The organism is Amycolatopsis sp. GA6-003, from assembly GCF_046267895.1.
In the GTDB taxonomy this organism is placed as follows: Bacteria; Actinomycetota; Actinomycetes; order Mycobacteriales; family Pseudonocardiaceae; genus Amycolatopsis.
Map to the genome: position 1 here is coordinate 6,015,608 of NZ_CP176499.1, position 14,842 is coordinate 6,030,449.

Consider the following 14,842-nt stretch of genomic DNA (forward strand, 5'->3'; position numbering starts at 1 on the left):
CTGCGGTTTTCGGCTCGCGGACAGGGTAACCGGACCGCTCCGGGCACAGACAGCTTGCTGACCAGCCTCTGCTCGGGGCGGAAGGGTTGTCAATCGAAACGGGCAGTTATGCGAGGCGTGTTTCAACCCCGGGGTGGTGGTTATCAATGGGCTGGGTGGGATAGCGGTGTTCCCAGTGTTCTGGTTCGGACAGATACGCGGGGACAGGCGTCGGTGACCGCGCGGTCCGGCTTCGGAGGTCGGGTCTCCCCGGGTCGTTCGGGGTGTTGTCGGGCAAGGCTTGTGGGTGGTCGTTGCTCTGTCGGTCGTTCTTTTCGGAGTGTCTTCTTGCTCGTGGAGCGCGCCTGGTGTGGTCGGGTTGCTGGGGTGAACCGCCGATTCGGAGCTTCTTCTTGCTGGCCGGGCGTGTCCTGTCTGGTCGGGATATCGATGTGGTCGCCGGTCGGTTGCGCGCTCCGGATGCCGCCCTCTTCTGAGTGCCTTCTTGCTCGCCGAGCGCACCTCGGCCTGCTCGGGATGCCGATGGGGCGTTGCCGCCTTGACCGGCCGCGGATTATGCGGCACTCGCGCGGTACGCGATAACGTTGCGGCATGTGCGTTTCCACTGGTACCGGGCCTCGCCGATGAGCGCGGCTCAACGGGCGGACGCCCGGGAGAACCGGGAGCGAATCGTCGAGATCGCCCGCGAGGCGATCGCCTCCTCGGGAGAGCTGCGGCTGAACGCGGTGGCCAAGTCGGCGGGTGTCGGGCAGGGAACGCTGTACCGGCACTTCCCCACGCGCGAGGACCTGCTCGCCGAGGTGTACCGGCAGGAGGTCGAGGACCTGGTCGCACTGGCCCCGGAACTGCTGTCTGCTTGGGGACCGGTCGAGGCGCTGTCCCGCTGGTTCGACCGGATCGCCGAATACGCCCGAGTCAAGCGCGGCGTCTTCGCGGCACTGGAAACCGCGGTGTGGAAAGGCCTGTCCGAAGAAAGCCACGGTCCGCTCGGCGACGCCATCACCCTCCTGCTCGACGCCGGAAAGGCCCAGGGTGCCTTCCGTTCCGACATCGACGCCCGAGACTTGTTCATCCTGTCGGGCTACCTGACCCGCCTGGACGAGGACGAGTGGGATTCCCGCGCTCGGCACCTCCTGGACGTCCTGCTGCAAGGAGTCCTTTCCCGCTGACCCGATCCGCGCCTTGCCGTTGAACAGGCGGTTGACGACGCGGCTTTCGGCTCATGACCAGCCTGGTGGCGGTCTCATTCATGCATAACCGCGAACCGCCCGGGGTGAGGACTGCTTGCAAGGCAACGGAACTACGCGCAATCGGCGGTGATCGCTGCGTGGACTTCGAGGTGTGGCAGACAATGCGCGTGATGGCCCTGCTCGATCGCGTGAGTCATGGGAAAGCCCCGTGCTGTGTGGCTGCGGTGCTGGGAAGGGGCTGCGCTGCGTGGTCGAGGACGGCTGGTGATTGGCTGCGGGGCTGCGTGACGCATCAGGCACCGTCTCGTGATGCGCGGTGCGGCTGTGTGAGGCATGAGAAAACGTCCTGCGCCGTGTGGCTGCGGTGATGTGCCAGGCACCGTTCGCGCAGCGTTGCGTGTTGTCCAGATTCCGTCCCCGAGAGCTGTCCGGTTGAGAGCGGCATCAGGAAACGTTCGGGCCGCGCAGCTGCGTGAGGCAGCGTCGCGCGGCTGTGACGGTGGCGGGCTGTGCTGTGGCGCGGTTACGACCGTGCGCGGTCCGGTGATCGTGGTGCCGAGACGTACAGACAATCCCAGCGGGCAGTGCACCGCAGGGAGCGGGGCAACGCCGACGCCGTGCCCGCGGCGAAGTGGTGCGCGAGCCGGGCACGGCGAACGTACCCAGCGGGGACATTACGGCGTGAGTGAAGCGCCTCGCGGCGACCGTAGCGGGGCGAGCGGCGATGACGAGCGGTGGAAGCTAAGGAAATTCAGCGCAAGATCAGACCGGAGGCTGTCGCCCCGGGTGTGGTGTCCATATTGGACGGGCCGCTCGCCTGCGCGGTCGGCCCAGTCCCCCCAGATTTCCCCAGTGGTAGTGCGGTTGTGGTGGTCTTTCAGGAGGCGACGGCCAGGCGGACCCGGCGGTCGCGGGCGTACGAGACCAGTTCCCGGACCTCGTCGGTGGTGATGATGCGGACGGCGTCTTCCAGGATCTCGGCCGTGGCCACCTGCAGCGGCCAGGAACGCAGGCCGGGCGCGGGTTCGTGCCAGAACCACTGGCCTTGGGCGAGATCTTCGGCGGCGACGGTGGGTTCGTCGGTGTTCATGCCTGCAGCCTAACTGGCCCCACCGACAGAAAATCCCTCTACCGGACATCCCGGGACAACTCCAGGGCAGGCGCAAGAAATGAATGCGGGTTCGGGAATAGTTCCTGCTGGTCGGAAGGACGTGCCTGACCTCGGTGGTGGTGTGGGTCACGCGGTCTTCGCCGGCAGCGGGCGCTGGGGAGAGGGGATGCGAAAGTAGGGGTCAGGTGACCTGGTGCCTCGCCGGGGCGGGTCCTGGTGGATTTTGCACGGCCGGGCGGCCTGCCCTAGGCTTCGCCGGTCACCGCGCACACACCGGGGGTTTCCGGGACGAGAGGAACGGTGCGAATGGCTTTGCGCGACCCCGAGGCGTACCGCGACATCGATCTGCCGACGATTCTCCGGATGGAGCGGCGGCTTCCCTGGTACGGCTGGCCGCACCTGCCGTTGGGGCTGCTGGTCTGCGTGGCCGCGATCCTCGCCGCCTACCGGGTTCCGGTTTCGTACCACCTGACGACCGCGCTGGTCGCCGGCGGCGGGGTGGTCGGCGGGTTTTCCGGTTACGGCTGCGGGCTGGTCATGGTCAGCACCCCGGACCTGGTCCAGACCGGTTACCTGAACTGGCGGCGCACCCGGGTGCTGCGAGTGTTGCTGATCGTGCTCGGCGGGTTGTCCGCGGCTTCGATGGCGGTCGTCGTCGCGTGCCATATTTCGTTGCTGGCCGGGTCTTCCGACCAGCATCCGTTCCGGCTTTCGGTGCAGGCTGGGTTGTACTTGGTTCTCGTGGTCGCCAACACCGTGCTTGCCGGGCTTGAGGCCTGGCAGTTGTCGAAGATCTTGCGCGAGCCGGTCGCCGAGGCCGCCGCGGAGGCGGTCGGGCCGGTTCGGGTTCGGCTTGGCTGAACTGTCTACATCGGACTGGGTCAGCGCCTGCGCAGTAGTACTTCCTGGGTCACCGAGGCAACGAGCCGTCCGTCGGTGGTGAAGAATTCGCCGTGGGTGAGGCCTCGGGTGTTCGCGAAGCTCGGGCTTTCCATGTCGAACAGCAGCCATTCGTCCGCGCGGAACGGGCGGTGGAACCACACCGCGTGGTCCAGCGACGTCAGCTGCGGTACGCCCGGGTCGTCGCGGTGGGGCAGCAGGGCGGTTCCCGCCAGGCGGATGTCGGAAATGTAGGTGAGCGCGCAGACGTGCGCCAGCGGAGCGTCCGGCAGCGCGTCCTTCGCCCGGACCCAGATCTGCTGGCGCGGGCCGCGGCCGGTGTCGGGCAGGCCGGTTTCCGGGTTGCTGACGAACCGGACTTCGATGGCGGACAGCACGATCGGCGAGCGGTCCTGTTCGACGACGCCCGCCTCGTCCGGGGCGGGGACGTCCGGCATCCGGGCCTGGTGCGCGCTGCTTTCCGCCTCCGTCTGGAACGACGCGGACAGGCTGAAAATGCTCTCGCCGTTCTGGATCGCGACGACCCGGCGCGTGGTGAACGAACCGCCGTCGCGGGTGCGCTCGACCTCGTAGATGATCGGCATGTCGGTGCGGCCGCCGCGGATGAAATAGCCGTGCAGCGAGTGCACGTGCCGCGCCGTGGGCACGGTCGCGCCGGCCGCGGTGAGCGCCTGCGCCGCGACCTGACCGCCGAACGCCCGCTGCGGCGAACCCTGGTGACACCAGCCGCGGAACAGGTTCAGCTCGAGCGGTTCGAGCTTCAGCAGCTGGTCTAGCCCGGTCCGGGTCGGATCGATCGTCGTCACCAGGCCAGTCTAAGCGCGTGCTCAGTCGCCTCGCGGGGTGAGCAGCGCCGCGACCGCGGCCGGATCCTCGACGTGCGCGTTGTGCCCGAGCCCGGGCAGGACCACTGCGTCGTGAACAAGGGCACGCAGCTGCTCCGGACGGCACATCGGATCGTTCTCGCCGGCGGCGAGCACCACCGGGCAGCGCGCCGCCGACAGCAGGCCCGCCAGGTCCGGGCGGCCGACACCGAAGGCGGGCGGGTCCAGAGTCAGCCGCCAGCCATCGGAGGTTTCGGTGACGCCGTCCGGGTCCGCCGGAGCCAGGCCGGTCAGCCCGGCGATCTTCAGGTAGGCGGTTTCGGCCTCCTCTCGGGTGTCGAACAGTCGTGGCGGACGGGCGGCCATCGCGGCGGCGCGGGCCAGGTCGTCTTCGCTCCATTCCACTTTGATGCCCACCGCCACCACGCTGCTGACGTCGAGCCCGTAGCGGCCGCTCGCCAGCTCCAGCGCGAGGACACCGCCGAGCGAATGGCCGAGTACGACGACCGGGCCGCGCTCGTCCAGTGCCTCGGCGACCGCGGCCGCGAGCGCCTCGAACGTGTACTCGGGCAGCCGGGACGAGCCGCCGTGACCAGGCAGGTCGGGTGCGAGCAGCCGCCGGTCGAGCAGGCCGGCGAGGCCGTCCCAGACCGCGCCGGTGGCACCGAGCCCGTGCAGGAGCAGGACCGGCGGCTCGCCTTGTCCGGTGACGCGCAGCTTCAGCTTTTCCACCGGACGGATCTTTCCGCAGGCGGCGGTCTCGGGGCTAGGGTCGGAACGTGTCGAGTGCTGTCATCGCCGACCCGGACACCTACGTCACGGGCGTGCCTTACGACCTGCTTGCCCGCCTGCGCCGGGAAACGCCGGTGACGCGGATCGGCGACTTCTGGGCGGTGCTGCGCCACTCCGACGTCCGGCACGTGCTCCGCACCCCGGCGGTGTTTTCGTCGCAGCTCGGCGGCACGCAGATCCGCGACCCGGCCACCCCCGAGGACCTGCGCTACGTGCGCCGGATGATGCTCAACATGGACCCGCCCGAGCACGGCAGGCTGCGCGGGCTGCTCACGAAGGCGTTCACGCCGCGCGCGGTCGGCCGGATCGCCGAACGGATCGAAGGCTGGGCACGGGATCTCGTCGCGGCAGTGGCCGATCGCGGCGAATGCGATTTCGCCAAGGACATCGCCGCCGATCTGCCCTTGCTCACGCTCGCCGAGGTGTTCGGCGTGCCGGAGCGGGACCGCCGCCTGATGTTCGACTGGAGCAACCGCGTGATCGGCTTCCAGGACGCCGAATACGCGGTGAGCGCCACCGTCAATGCCGACGACGTCACCGACCTCGCCCGTGCCGCGCTGGCCGTGCGCCCGGAACTCGGTCCGGACGGCCAGATGCCGGATCCGCGCAGCCGCGCCGGAATGCCGGACCTCTATGCCTACGCGCACGCGCTTGGCGAGCACAAACGCGCGCACCCTGGCGACGACGTGATGAGCAACCTGATGCGGTACGTGGACGACGACGGCGGCCGCGTGTCGATCGCGGAGTTCGAGAACCTTTTCTGGCTGTTTTCCGTAGCGGGCAATGAAACTCTGCGCAACGGTCTGCCCGGCGGAATGGCCGCGTTGCTGGCGCATCCCGAGCAGTACCGCACACTGCTCGACGACCGAAGCCTGCTTCCCGGCGCGGTGGAAGAGATGCTGCGCTGGCACACGCCGGTGATGCACTTCCGCCGCACCGCGACACAGGACACTCGGTTGTCCGATGTGGACATCAAGGCCGGCGACAAGGTCGTGGTGTGGTTCTCCTCGGCCAATCGCGACGAGACGGTGTTTCCCGACCCGGACGTGTTCGACGTGACGCGTGCGCCGACCGAGCACCTGACGTTCGGCCACGGACCGCATTTCTGCCTCGGTGCGCACCTCGCGCGGATGCAGATGCGGGCGTTGTTCGCGGCGGTGTTCGACCAGCTCGGCGAGGTCCGGCTCGCGGGCGAGCCCCGCCGGCTGCGGTCGAATTTCCAGAACGGGATCAAGAGCCTCCCGATCCGCTGGGACTGACCGGCTCAGCCGAAGCCGACGAGCGAGAGCCAGCGGTCCAGGTACTCCGTGTCGCCGGTGCGGTGCGCGATCTCCGACGACAGCCTGCCGTAGACCATCAGCAGCAGATCGCCCAGCGGCGCGGCCGCGGTGACCGCCGCGTTCGCCGGCGGGCCGGGATGCCAGGCCAGCTGATCGCCGGTGAGATCGACCGTCCAAGAAGCGGCGTGGTCGGTCGGCGCGAGGTGGATCGTGCGGTCCGGGCCGAGCAGTCCGCGGCGTTCGGGGACGTATTCCAGCAACTGCGGCAGCGACCCGAGTTCCAGCCATTCCTCCATCGCGTCGTGCGCGACCTCCGGTGCGACCGTGAAGTCTCCGCCCGCGGCCAGCGTCGCGTCCGCGCGGTGGATCAGTGTCTCGTTCATGAACCGGCGCGCGTAGAACGCTGCTCGCGGCGGTCCGTTCGGGACTGGCGTGAAGACCTCGGCGTCTGGACCCGCTTCGCGCAGCGTCGACACCAACGCCTTCGCGCCGTCCACGAGCCACGACGCCGGCCTCGGGGTGTCCACCGGATTCCGGAGCGCGTCGTCCGGCAGCCAGTGATCGGCCCGCGTGCGGACGGTTTCCTCCGCCCACCGGTGCCCGGTGCTGACGTGCTCGAGCAGCTGTCCGAGAGTCCATTCCGGGCACGCGGTGACCCGCACCGTCCGGTCCGCGCCCTCGACGGCCGCGGCGAGCAGTTCCGTCTGCCGGACGATCTCGGCGCAACGCTCGTGGAAGTCCATGGGGTGTCCTCTCCGGTTCAGAGCCGCTGACACCAGGAAGTCGGAGCCGGGCCCGCCATCCAGACACCCCAGCCGGGGAAACCCGGCTACTCCACGCTCCAGGCGTCTCCCCATTCCGCGTCGCGGGCGGCGCGGTACCGCACGCCGTGCCGCTTCGACACGACGGTCCCGGGCGCGAGCCCGTCGACCGTGCAGAGGTCGAGTTGCACGAACCCCTTGTGCTTGCGCGGATGCCGGATGATCCGGGCCGGCGGACGGTCGACCGGTGCCGACGTGGCCGCCACGTACGAGAACTTCTCGTCCTCGAATCCCAGAGTGCCGGACTTGATCCGCCGGTGCACCCCGCTTCGGGGCAGCCGGGCGGAGAAGTGGCACCAGTCCTCTCCCGGCTTGATCGGGCAGGCGTCGTCGTGCGGGCACGGCGCCACCACGCTGCGGCCCATTTCGCGCAGGACTTCGCGGGCCTCGCGAATCCGCTCGAATCCCGCCGGCGTTCCGGGTTCGATGAGCACGACGGTGCTGGCTTTGGCAGCGAGCCACTGGACGACGTCGGCGCGACCGCGTTCGGGAAGCTCGCCGAGGACGTACGACAGGGTGACCAGGTCGGCCTCCGGCGCGGCCGAGGCGGAATCGACCAGCCCGCGCTGCCAGACCGTGGCGCGGACGGCTGGTTCGTCGGCGTTCGCCGCCAGCTTGCGCCCCAGCGCCAGCGCGGCCGCCACCTGCTCCAGGACAGTGCACTTCTCCAGCGACGGCCAGACGTCGGCCGCGGCCCACACTGCCGCTCCGGTCCCGCCGCCGACGTCGACGTGCGTCTTCGGGGCGAACCCGGGCGCGGCGGCAGCCACCTCGTCCAGCACGGCGCTGACCGCCGCGTACGTCGCTGGCATCCGGTACCCGGCGTATGCGGCGACATCCAGCTCCGACGAGAGGATCGGCGACGTCGCCGAGCCGCCTTGCCGATAGCGCTTGCTGAGCCGGTCCACGGCCTGTGCGAGCCGGGATTCGGGGAACCGGGCCAGCTCGTCGTCGAGCGCGGCGCGGAGAGATTCGGGGAGTACTGCCACGGGCACTGATTCTCCCATGCCCGTTTCGTCCTCCGAGGCTCGCCTGACCTGCTAGTTTCGCGTCCAGAAAAAAAGTTCGCGGACCTTGTCGATCCGGCCGCGGCCCGTTCGACGCAGTGGTGGAAGCAAGCCGAGACCGAAGGGGAACCGAAGATGCGATTCATGGTGATCATGAAGGCCAGCGAAGAGAGCGAAGCGGGCCAGCTGCCCAGCACCGAGATGCTCGCCGAGATGGGCAAGTTCAACGAGGAACTCGTGCGGGCCGGCGTCATGCTCGCGGGCGAGGGCCTGGCACCCAGCTCCGAAGGCGCTCGCGTGAAGTTCTCCGGGGACAGCGAGCCGAGCGTGGTCGACGGTCCGTTCGCCGAGACCAAGGAGCTGATCGCCGGGTTCTGGATCCTCCAGGTCCGCTCGCTCGAGGAAGCCGTGGAGTGGATCAAGCGCGTGCCCAACACCGACGGCGCGCACCACGAGATCGAGATCCGGCGGATCTTCGAGGCCGACGACTTCGGCGACAACCTCACCCCGGAACTGCGGGAGGCCGAAGAGAAGCTGCGCGAGCAGGCCGCGCAGAACTGATGCGGTTCATGGTGCTGGTGAAAGCCAGCGAGGAATCCGAAGCGGGAGCCGCGCCGAGTGCCGAATTGCTCGAGCAGATGGGCCGGTTCAACGAGGAACTCGCCGCGTCCGGGCACCTCGTGCAGGCCGCCGGGCTGACGCCCAGCTCGGAAGGCGCCCGGCTGCTCTGGTTCGACGGGGAGGCGGAGCCGAGCGTGGTCGACGGCCCGTTCGCCGAGACCAAGGAACTCGTCGCCGGCGTGTGGATCCTGGAGGGGGAGTCGCTCGCCGAAATCGTCGAGCTGATGAAGCGCGCCCCCAATCCGGACCGGCAGGCGGGCACCGTCGAGATCCGTCCGATGGCCGGCGAGCTGTGACGCCGCGCCCGCCCGAGGGTTGCCTCGGGCGGGCCGGGCCGGTCTGATGGGCCGGTGGACACGCGAAGTGCGGTAGAGGCCGTTTGGCGGATCGAGTCGGCGCGGGTGATCGCCGGTCTCGCGCGGATGACCCGCGACGTGGGCCTGGCCGAGGAGCTGGCGCAGGACGCGCTGGTCGCCGCGCTCGAGCAGTGGCCGGAGACCGGGGTGCCGCGCAACCCGGGCGCCTGGCTGATGACGATCGCGAAGCGCCGGGCCATCGACCTGTTCCGGCGCAACGAAACCCTCGGCCGCAAGCTGGACGAGATCGGCCGGGAGGCCGAACAGCTCGGCGAGGGCGTGCTGCCCGATTTCGACGCGGTGCTCGACGACGAGCAGATCGAGGACGACCTGCTGCGGTTGGTGTTCACCGCGTGCCATCCGGTGCTGTCCACCCAGGCGCGGGTGGCGCTCACGCTGCGCATGCTCGGTGGGCTCAGCACCGACGAGATCGCCCGCGCGTTCCTGGTGAAGGAATCCACTGTCGCGCAACGCATCGTGCGGGCGAAGAAGACGCTCGCCGAGGCCAAGGTGCCGTTCGAAACGCCGGTCGGCGACGAGCGGGTGGCGCGGGTGCCCGCCGTGCTCGAAGTGATCTACCTGATCTTCAACGAGGGCTACTCCGCCACGCGCGGCGACGACTGGATGCGGCCCGCGCTGTGCGAGGACGCGCTGCGGCTCGGCCGGGTGCTGGCCGGACTGATGCCCGGCGAACCGGAGGTGCACGGCCTGGTGGCGCTGATGGAAATCCAGGCGTCGCGCTCGGCGGCGCGCACCGGCCCGAACGGCGAACCGGTGCTGCTGCTGGACCAGGACCGCAGCCGCTGGGACCGCCTGCTGATCCAGCGCGGCCTCACCGCGCTCGCCCGGTCCGAACGGCTCGCGGACGGCACGTACGGGCCGTATTCCGCGCAGGCCGCGATCGCCGCCTGCCACGCGGTGGCGGTGACGCCGGAAGACACCGATTGGGCCCGGATCGCCGCGCTGTACACGGGTCTGGCGCAGCTCACGCCGTCTCCGGTGATCGAGCTGAACCGGGCCGTCGCGGTCTCGATGGCCGAGGGGCCGGAAGCCGGGCTCGTGCTGGTGGACAAATTGCTGACTGAGCCCGCGCTGAAGAACTACCACCTGCTGCCGAGCGTGCGCGGCGATTTTCTGTACAAACTGGGCCGCCGGGACGAGGCGCGTGCCGAATTCGAGCGCGCGGCGAAGATGACCGGCAACGAACGAGAGCGTGCGCTGCTGCTGGAGCGGGCCGAGTCGTGCAGCAAGCTGGAAGCGGGAACGAAGTAGCTGGGCACCGTGCGGTGCGGGAGTGATCGACATGCCCGTAACGGTCCACCAGCGGTCCGACAATTCCCGCGCCCACAGGCCGCCATCCCCAGGGTTGTCCACAAGTCGACACACTTGTGGATAACCTGTTTGCCCTGGTAGAAGGCCGAAAAACCGGCTGCTCGACCCGATCCGGTGAAAGGCTCAGCGGCTTTGGAGGCGATGGTCCGGCAACGCTGATCGCCGCGCCGCGGCCGACCTCCGCGGATTGACCGGAGCCCGGCGAAAGTAGGCCGCTCAACCCGAACCAGCGAAAGACATCAGCGGTTTCGGACGTACCCCAGCCGCATCGACAACGCGGCCGCCGTCCCCGCCACCGTCGCGCCCAGTTCGTCTGCCCGGCGCATCACCCGCGGCGCTGGTCCCGCAACGCTGATCGCCGCGATCGGACGCCCCGAGTGGTCCCGCACAGCCGCCGCGACACAGCCGACGTCCGGCTCGTTCTCCAGGTCGTCCACGGCCCATCCGCGACGCCGGGTGCGCGCCAGTTCGTCGAGCAGCCGGACCGGATCGTTGATGGTCTTGAGCGTGAGGCTGTCCAGCTTCATCCGGCGCACCCGCTCCACCCGATCGGCCTCCGGCAACGCGGCCAGCCAGGCCTTCCCCAGCGACGTCGCGTGCTGTGGCCGCCGAGTGCCGAGACGGCAGGAGAGGGTGACCGCGCTGGCGCTGCGTTCGGTCGCGACGTAGACCATCGCGTCGTTGTCCGGCACCGCGAGGTACGTCGTCTCGCCGGAGCGTTCGGCCAGCGCGGTGAGATACCGCGGGGCGCAGCGGTGCAGGTCGGTCGCCGCCATCGCGCGGGCGCCCAGTTCGACCAGCCGGGTGCCGAGCCGCACGCGTCCGGTGACGGTGTCCGCCTCGAGGTACTCCAGCCGCTTCAGGGTGCCGACGATCCGGTAGGCGGCGCTGCGCGACAGACCCAGTTGCCGGGCGAGCGCGTTCGTGGAGATTTCCTGGTGCTGCCCGACGTGTTCGAGCACCGCCAGCCCGCGCTCCAGGGTGCCGCTTTGGTCCAGCCCGCGTGCTGCTGCGTCCACGTTCGCCCTCCGCCTGTCGCTCTGCGTTCCCGGTCACCGGTGCGTGGTGCCATCAAGCGGGGTTGGACGCTAACACCTCCGATGTATGGACGGAAGATCTTGACCGATCTCGGTCATTCTGCAAGGTCAAGGTTGCGCCGAATGGTTCAACCTCCGATCGGTAAGACTGCTTACAAAGGGTAACGGAGACTCGAATCACCCTCTCAGGAAAATCACAGCGCTTGTGCCGCACGGTTTGGGTGATGTCCACACGTCTGCGCACCCGGGCGTCGGTCGCCGCCGGGCGGCTGACCGCGTGGTTTTCCCGTACCGCCCGGCTGGGCCGCGGCGGGGTGATCGGCGGCCGCGTCACGCTGCGGCTCGACCCCAAGGCGTTGCGCCAGCTCGGCCGCGAGCGCACGGTCGTGATGGTCACCGGCACGAACGGCAAGACCACCACGTCGCTGATGCTCACCCGCGCGCTCGAAGCTCTCGCCGAGGTCGCGCACAACGGCGACGGCGCGAACATGCCCGACGGTTTGGTGGCCGCGCTCGCGGCCCGCCCGGACGCGCCGTACGCGGTACTGGAAGTGGACGAAACCTACGTTCCGTGGGTGGCCGAGCAGGTGCAGCCCGCGGCTCTCGTGCTGCTGAATCTCAGCCGCGACCAGCTCGATCGCGTCGGCGAGGTCCGGATGATGGAGCGCGACCTCCGCGCCGCGTTCGCCGAGCTGCCGCGCACCGTCGTGGTCGCGAACTGCGACGACGTACTGGTCGCGTCGGCGGCCGCGGCGGCGGCGCGCCCGGTGTGGGTCGGCACCGGACGGCGCTGGTCGGGTGATTCCGTCTCCTGCCCGCGCTGCGGCGGAGCGATCACGCACACCGATCGCGAATGGCGGTGCGCGGTGTGCGCCTTCGCTCGCCCGGAGCCGACTTGGACCCTCGACGGCGACCTGGTCCACACGCCCGGCGGCCGGCAAGTCGACCTCGACCTGCGGCTGCCGGGCGAGGCCAACCGGGCGAACGCCGCGCTCGCACTCGCCGCCGCGCACTGCGTGGGCGTGCCGCCGCACACCGCCGCGGCCCGGCTGCGCACGATCACCGACATCGGCGGGCGCTACCGCACGATTCGCCGCACACGGCATTCCGTGCGGCTCATGCTTGCGAAGAATCCGGCTGGCTGGGCCGAAACGTTGCGCGTGCTCGACGAGGACACCCCGGTCGTCGTCGCGGTCAACGCGCACGAGGCGGACGGCCGTGACCTGTCGTGGCTCTGGGACGTGCACTTCGAGCGGTTGCGCGGACGTCAGGTCGTCGTCGCCGGCGAGCGGTCCGCGGATCTCGCGGTGCGGCTTTGCTACGCCGAGGTGCCGCACTGGTCGGCCCCGGACCCGGTCAGCGCGATCGACACGCTGCCGCCGGGCGGGGTCGAACTCGTCGCGAACTACACCGCCTTCCGCGACCTGGTGGACCGGTTGCCCGATGTCTGATTCGACCGTCGGCATCGGCCTTTTGCTGCCGGAGGTGCTGGGGACGTACGGCGATTCCGGCAACGCGCAGGTGCTCTGCAAACGCTTGCAGTGGCGTGGGTACGACGCCGAGGTGGTGCCCGTTTCGCTGGACTCCGAGGTACCGTCCACTTTGGACCTCTACCTGCTCGGCGGCGGCGAGGACATGGCGCAGGTGCTGGCCGCGGACTTCCTGCGCAACGCGAAAGGCCTGCGAAGCGCGGTGGCGGCCGGACGTCCGGTGTTCGGCGTGTGCGCCGGCCTGCAGATCCTCGGCACGCGTTTCCGCGGCGTCGACGGCATCGAACACGCCGGGCTGGGGCTGCTCGACCTCGTCACCGAGCCGGCCCCGCAGCGCGCGGTAGCCGAGTTGATCGTCGAACCGAACCTGCTCCAGGCCCCGTTGACCGGCTTCGAAAACCACCAGGGCGCGAGCGTGCTCGGGCCGGGCAGCGCACCGCTGGGCCGCGTCGTGCGGGGCACTGGCAACGGCGACGGCACCGAGGGCGCGGTCACCGAACACGTTGTCGGCACCTACCTGCACGGCCCGGCGCTGGCCCGCAACCCCGACCTGGCCGACCTGCTGTTGTCGTGGGTGCTCGGCCATGCGCTGAAGCCGCTGGACCTGCCTGAGGTCGAGACGCTGCGCTCGGAACGGCTGGCCGCGCGCCGCGCCCGATGACGTCCCTCGCTGCTCGTTACGCTGCGTGCGTGAGAATTCTCGCTGCCGCAGGCGTCCGGATGCGGACAACCGGGGTTGCTGTGCTCGCGCTCGCGCTGGCCATCGCGACCGCGTGCGTCGTCGTGGTGTTGTTGCTGCAGCAGTCACTCGACCGAAGCGTCACCGAGAGCGCGCGCAGCACCGCGCGGCAGGTTGCCGTTCAACTCGTGCGCGCGGGCGCGCGAGACCTGTCACCGAGCGACGTCGCGAGTACCGGTGACACTGAAGCCGTGACGCAGGTCCTCGGGCCGCGAAGCACGCCTATCGCCAGCGACCCGGCGATCGTCGGCCGTCCGGCTATCACCACCGCGCGCCCGGCTCCGGGCCAGGAGACCGTCGAGACGCTGCCGCTCGGCTTAGACGGCGACGGCAGCGAGTACCGCTTGGTCTCGGAAGGCGTCAACGGGCCAGGCGGACCGTTCACCGTCATCTCCGCACGGTCGCTTGAACCGGTCACTGAGGCTTCTGCGCGGCTTACGCTGCTGTTAGGGCTGATTTCGCTGCCGCTGCTCGGTATCGCTGGCTTCGCGGTGTACCGCTCTGTCGGCTCCGCGCTGCGTCCAGTCGAGCGAATGCGGCGCACTGTCGCCGAAATCTCGACGCGAGACCTCGCGTTGCGCGTACCGCTGCCGCCTGGCGGCGACGAGGTGCACCGGCTCGCTGTCACGCTCAACGAAATGCTCGAACGGCTCGGGTCCGCACAGGCCGCGCAACGCCGCTTCGTTGCCGACGCGAGTCACGAGCTTCGCTCACCGCTGTCGACCATCAGCACTGCGCTCGACGTCTCGAACCAGCATCCGGAAACAACCGACGAATTGGTGCCGGTGATTACTCGCGAGACCGCGCGTCTGCGAGAGCTGGTCGATGACCTCCTGATGCTCGCGCGCACCGACGACGCCACCGACCGGCCCGCGAGCACTGAAGTCGATCTGGACGACATCGTTCGCGCCGAAGCCGAACGCGTACGCGGCGAAGCGGCTGTCGAGATCGAAGTGCGCGCGGGACCGGCGAAGGTGCGTGGCAGTGAGGCGCAGCTGCGTCGAGCCGTACGCAACCTCGTCGACAACGCGTGCGGGCACGCGCGCGAGCGGATCCGGATTGCGAGTTCGGTGCGAGATGAGATGGTCGTGGTGGAGGTGAGCGACGACGGCCCGGGCGTCGCTGAGGACGACCGGGAGCGGGTGTTCGAGCGGTTTGTGCGGCTGGACGCGTCACGGCGGCGCGGCGGCACCGGACTGGGCCTGTCGATCGTGGCCGGCATCGCGGCCCGGCACGGCGGCCGCGCGCGGTACGTCGACGTGGCCGACCCGAGCTATCCGGGCGCGCATTTCGTGATCGAACTGCCGAGCATCGAACTGCCCCGGATCGAGGAGGACTGAGC

At 69.7% G+C, this 14,842-nt stretch carries 15 protein-coding genes; 9 read left to right on the top strand and 6 right to left on the bottom strand.

Going from position 1 to position 14,842, the window contains the following annotated elements:
• Positions 1-623 precede the first annotated feature (623 nt).
• Positions 624-1,169, top strand: coding sequence for a TetR family transcriptional regulator (locus F9C12_RS27240; protein WP_409467082.1), 546 nt, complete (start codon positions 624-626; stop codon positions 1,167-1,169).
• Between the two features lie 898 nt (positions 1,170-2,067).
• On the opposite strand, the gene F9C12_RS27245 is transcribed toward F9C12_RS27240, so the two are convergent.
• The gene (locus F9C12_RS27245; protein ID WP_037354589.1) at positions 2,068-2,280 is read right to left on the bottom strand and encodes a hypothetical protein; all 213 of its coding nucleotides are present in this window, start codon (positions 2,278-2,280) and stop codon (positions 2,068-2,070) included.
• 327 nt (positions 2,281-2,607) lie between these two features.
• Here F9C12_RS27245 and F9C12_RS27250 point away from each other — a divergent pair, with 327 nt between their 5' ends.
• A complete protein-coding gene (locus F9C12_RS27250) occupies positions 2,608-3,162 on the top strand; it encodes a hypothetical protein (RefSeq protein WP_409462252.1) in 555 nt (184 codons plus the stop codon).
• A gap of 20 nt (positions 3,163-3,182) precedes the next feature.
• On the opposite strand, the gene F9C12_RS27255 is transcribed toward F9C12_RS27250, so the two are convergent.
• Positions 3,183-4,007 carry an acyl-CoA thioesterase gene (locus F9C12_RS27255; protein ID WP_409184633.1) on the bottom strand — a complete coding sequence of 275 codons (825 nt, stop codon included), beginning with the start codon at positions 4,005-4,007 and terminating at the stop codon, positions 3,183-3,185.
• A gap of 21 nt (positions 4,008-4,028) precedes the next feature.
• On the bottom strand, positions 4,029-4,757 hold the full coding sequence (locus tag F9C12_RS27260) for an alpha/beta fold hydrolase (RefSeq protein ID WP_409462253.1): 729 nt from the start codon (positions 4,755-4,757) through the stop codon (positions 4,029-4,031).
• A gap of 47 nt (positions 4,758-4,804) precedes the next feature.
• Here F9C12_RS27260 and F9C12_RS27265 point away from each other — a divergent pair, with 47 nt between their 5' ends.
• On the top strand, positions 4,805-6,076 hold the full coding sequence (locus tag F9C12_RS27265; protein ID WP_409462254.1) for a cytochrome P450: 1,272 nt from the start codon (positions 4,805-4,807) through the stop codon (positions 6,074-6,076).
• A gap of 5 nt (positions 6,077-6,081) precedes the next feature.
• On the opposite strand, the gene F9C12_RS27270 is transcribed toward F9C12_RS27265, so the two are convergent.
• Both F9C12_RS27270 and F9C12_RS27275 read right to left on the bottom strand, forming a co-directional pair.
• Positions 6,082-6,840 carry a maleylpyruvate isomerase family mycothiol-dependent enzyme gene (locus F9C12_RS27270; RefSeq protein WP_409462255.1) on the bottom strand — a complete coding sequence of 253 codons (759 nt, stop codon included), beginning with the start codon at positions 6,838-6,840 and terminating at the stop codon, positions 6,082-6,084.
• A gap of 86 nt (positions 6,841-6,926) precedes the next feature.
• Positions 6,927-7,925: a small ribosomal subunit Rsm22 family protein gene (locus tag F9C12_RS27275; protein ID WP_409462256.1), complete on the bottom strand. Its 999-nt coding sequence runs from the start codon at positions 7,923-7,925 to the stop codon at positions 6,927-6,929.
• A 135-nt stretch (positions 7,926-8,060) separates the two neighbouring features.
• On the opposite strand from F9C12_RS27275, the gene F9C12_RS27280 reads away from it, so the two are divergent.
• From F9C12_RS27280 to F9C12_RS27290, 3 genes are read left to right on the top strand one after another with little or no spacing between them, the layout of a single operon-like run.
• Entirely contained in the window at positions 8,061-8,486 is a 426-nt protein-coding gene (locus tag F9C12_RS27280; protein WP_409462257.1) for a YciI family protein, read from the top strand.
• A complete protein-coding gene (locus F9C12_RS27285; protein WP_409184639.1) occupies positions 8,486-8,842 on the top strand; it encodes a YciI family protein in 357 nt (118 codons plus the stop codon). The genes F9C12_RS27280 and F9C12_RS27285 overlap by 1 nt, the downstream gene beginning before the upstream one ends.
• Before the next feature lie 54 nt (positions 8,843-8,896).
• Positions 8,897-10,174 (top strand): RNA polymerase sigma factor, encoded by a 1,278-nt coding sequence (locus F9C12_RS27290; protein WP_409184640.1) that lies wholly within the window; start codon positions 8,897-8,899, stop codon positions 10,172-10,174.
• Positions 10,175-10,473: 299 nt separating this feature from the next.
• Here F9C12_RS27290 and F9C12_RS27295 read toward each other — a convergent pair whose 3' ends face one another.
• Positions 10,474-11,196, bottom strand: a complete 723-nt coding sequence (locus tag F9C12_RS27295) for an IclR family transcriptional regulator (RefSeq protein WP_051171482.1) — start codon at positions 11,194-11,196, stop codon at positions 10,474-10,476.
• 299 nt (positions 11,197-11,495) lie between these two features.
• On the opposite strand from F9C12_RS27295, the gene F9C12_RS27300 reads away from it, so the two are divergent.
• The 3 genes from F9C12_RS27300 to F9C12_RS27310 all read left to right on the top strand — a co-directional run bounded on the left by F9C12_RS27300 (position 11,496) and on the right by F9C12_RS27310 (position 14,840).
• Positions 11,496-12,722 carry a MurT ligase domain-containing protein gene (locus F9C12_RS27300; protein ID WP_409462258.1) on the top strand — a complete coding sequence of 409 codons (1,227 nt, stop codon included), beginning with the start codon at positions 11,496-11,498 and terminating at the stop codon, positions 12,720-12,722.
• Entirely contained in the window at positions 12,715-13,422 is a 708-nt protein-coding gene (locus tag F9C12_RS27305; RefSeq protein ID WP_409462259.1) for a type 1 glutamine amidotransferase, read from the top strand. The genes F9C12_RS27300 and F9C12_RS27305 overlap by 8 nt, the downstream gene beginning before the upstream one ends.
• Before the next feature lie 80 nt (positions 13,423-13,502).
• Complete coding sequence (locus tag F9C12_RS27310) at positions 13,503-14,840, top strand: ATP-binding protein (protein ID WP_409184643.1); 1,338 nt, start codon at positions 13,503-13,505, stop codon at positions 14,838-14,840.
• Positions 14,841-14,842 lie beyond the last annotated feature (2 nt).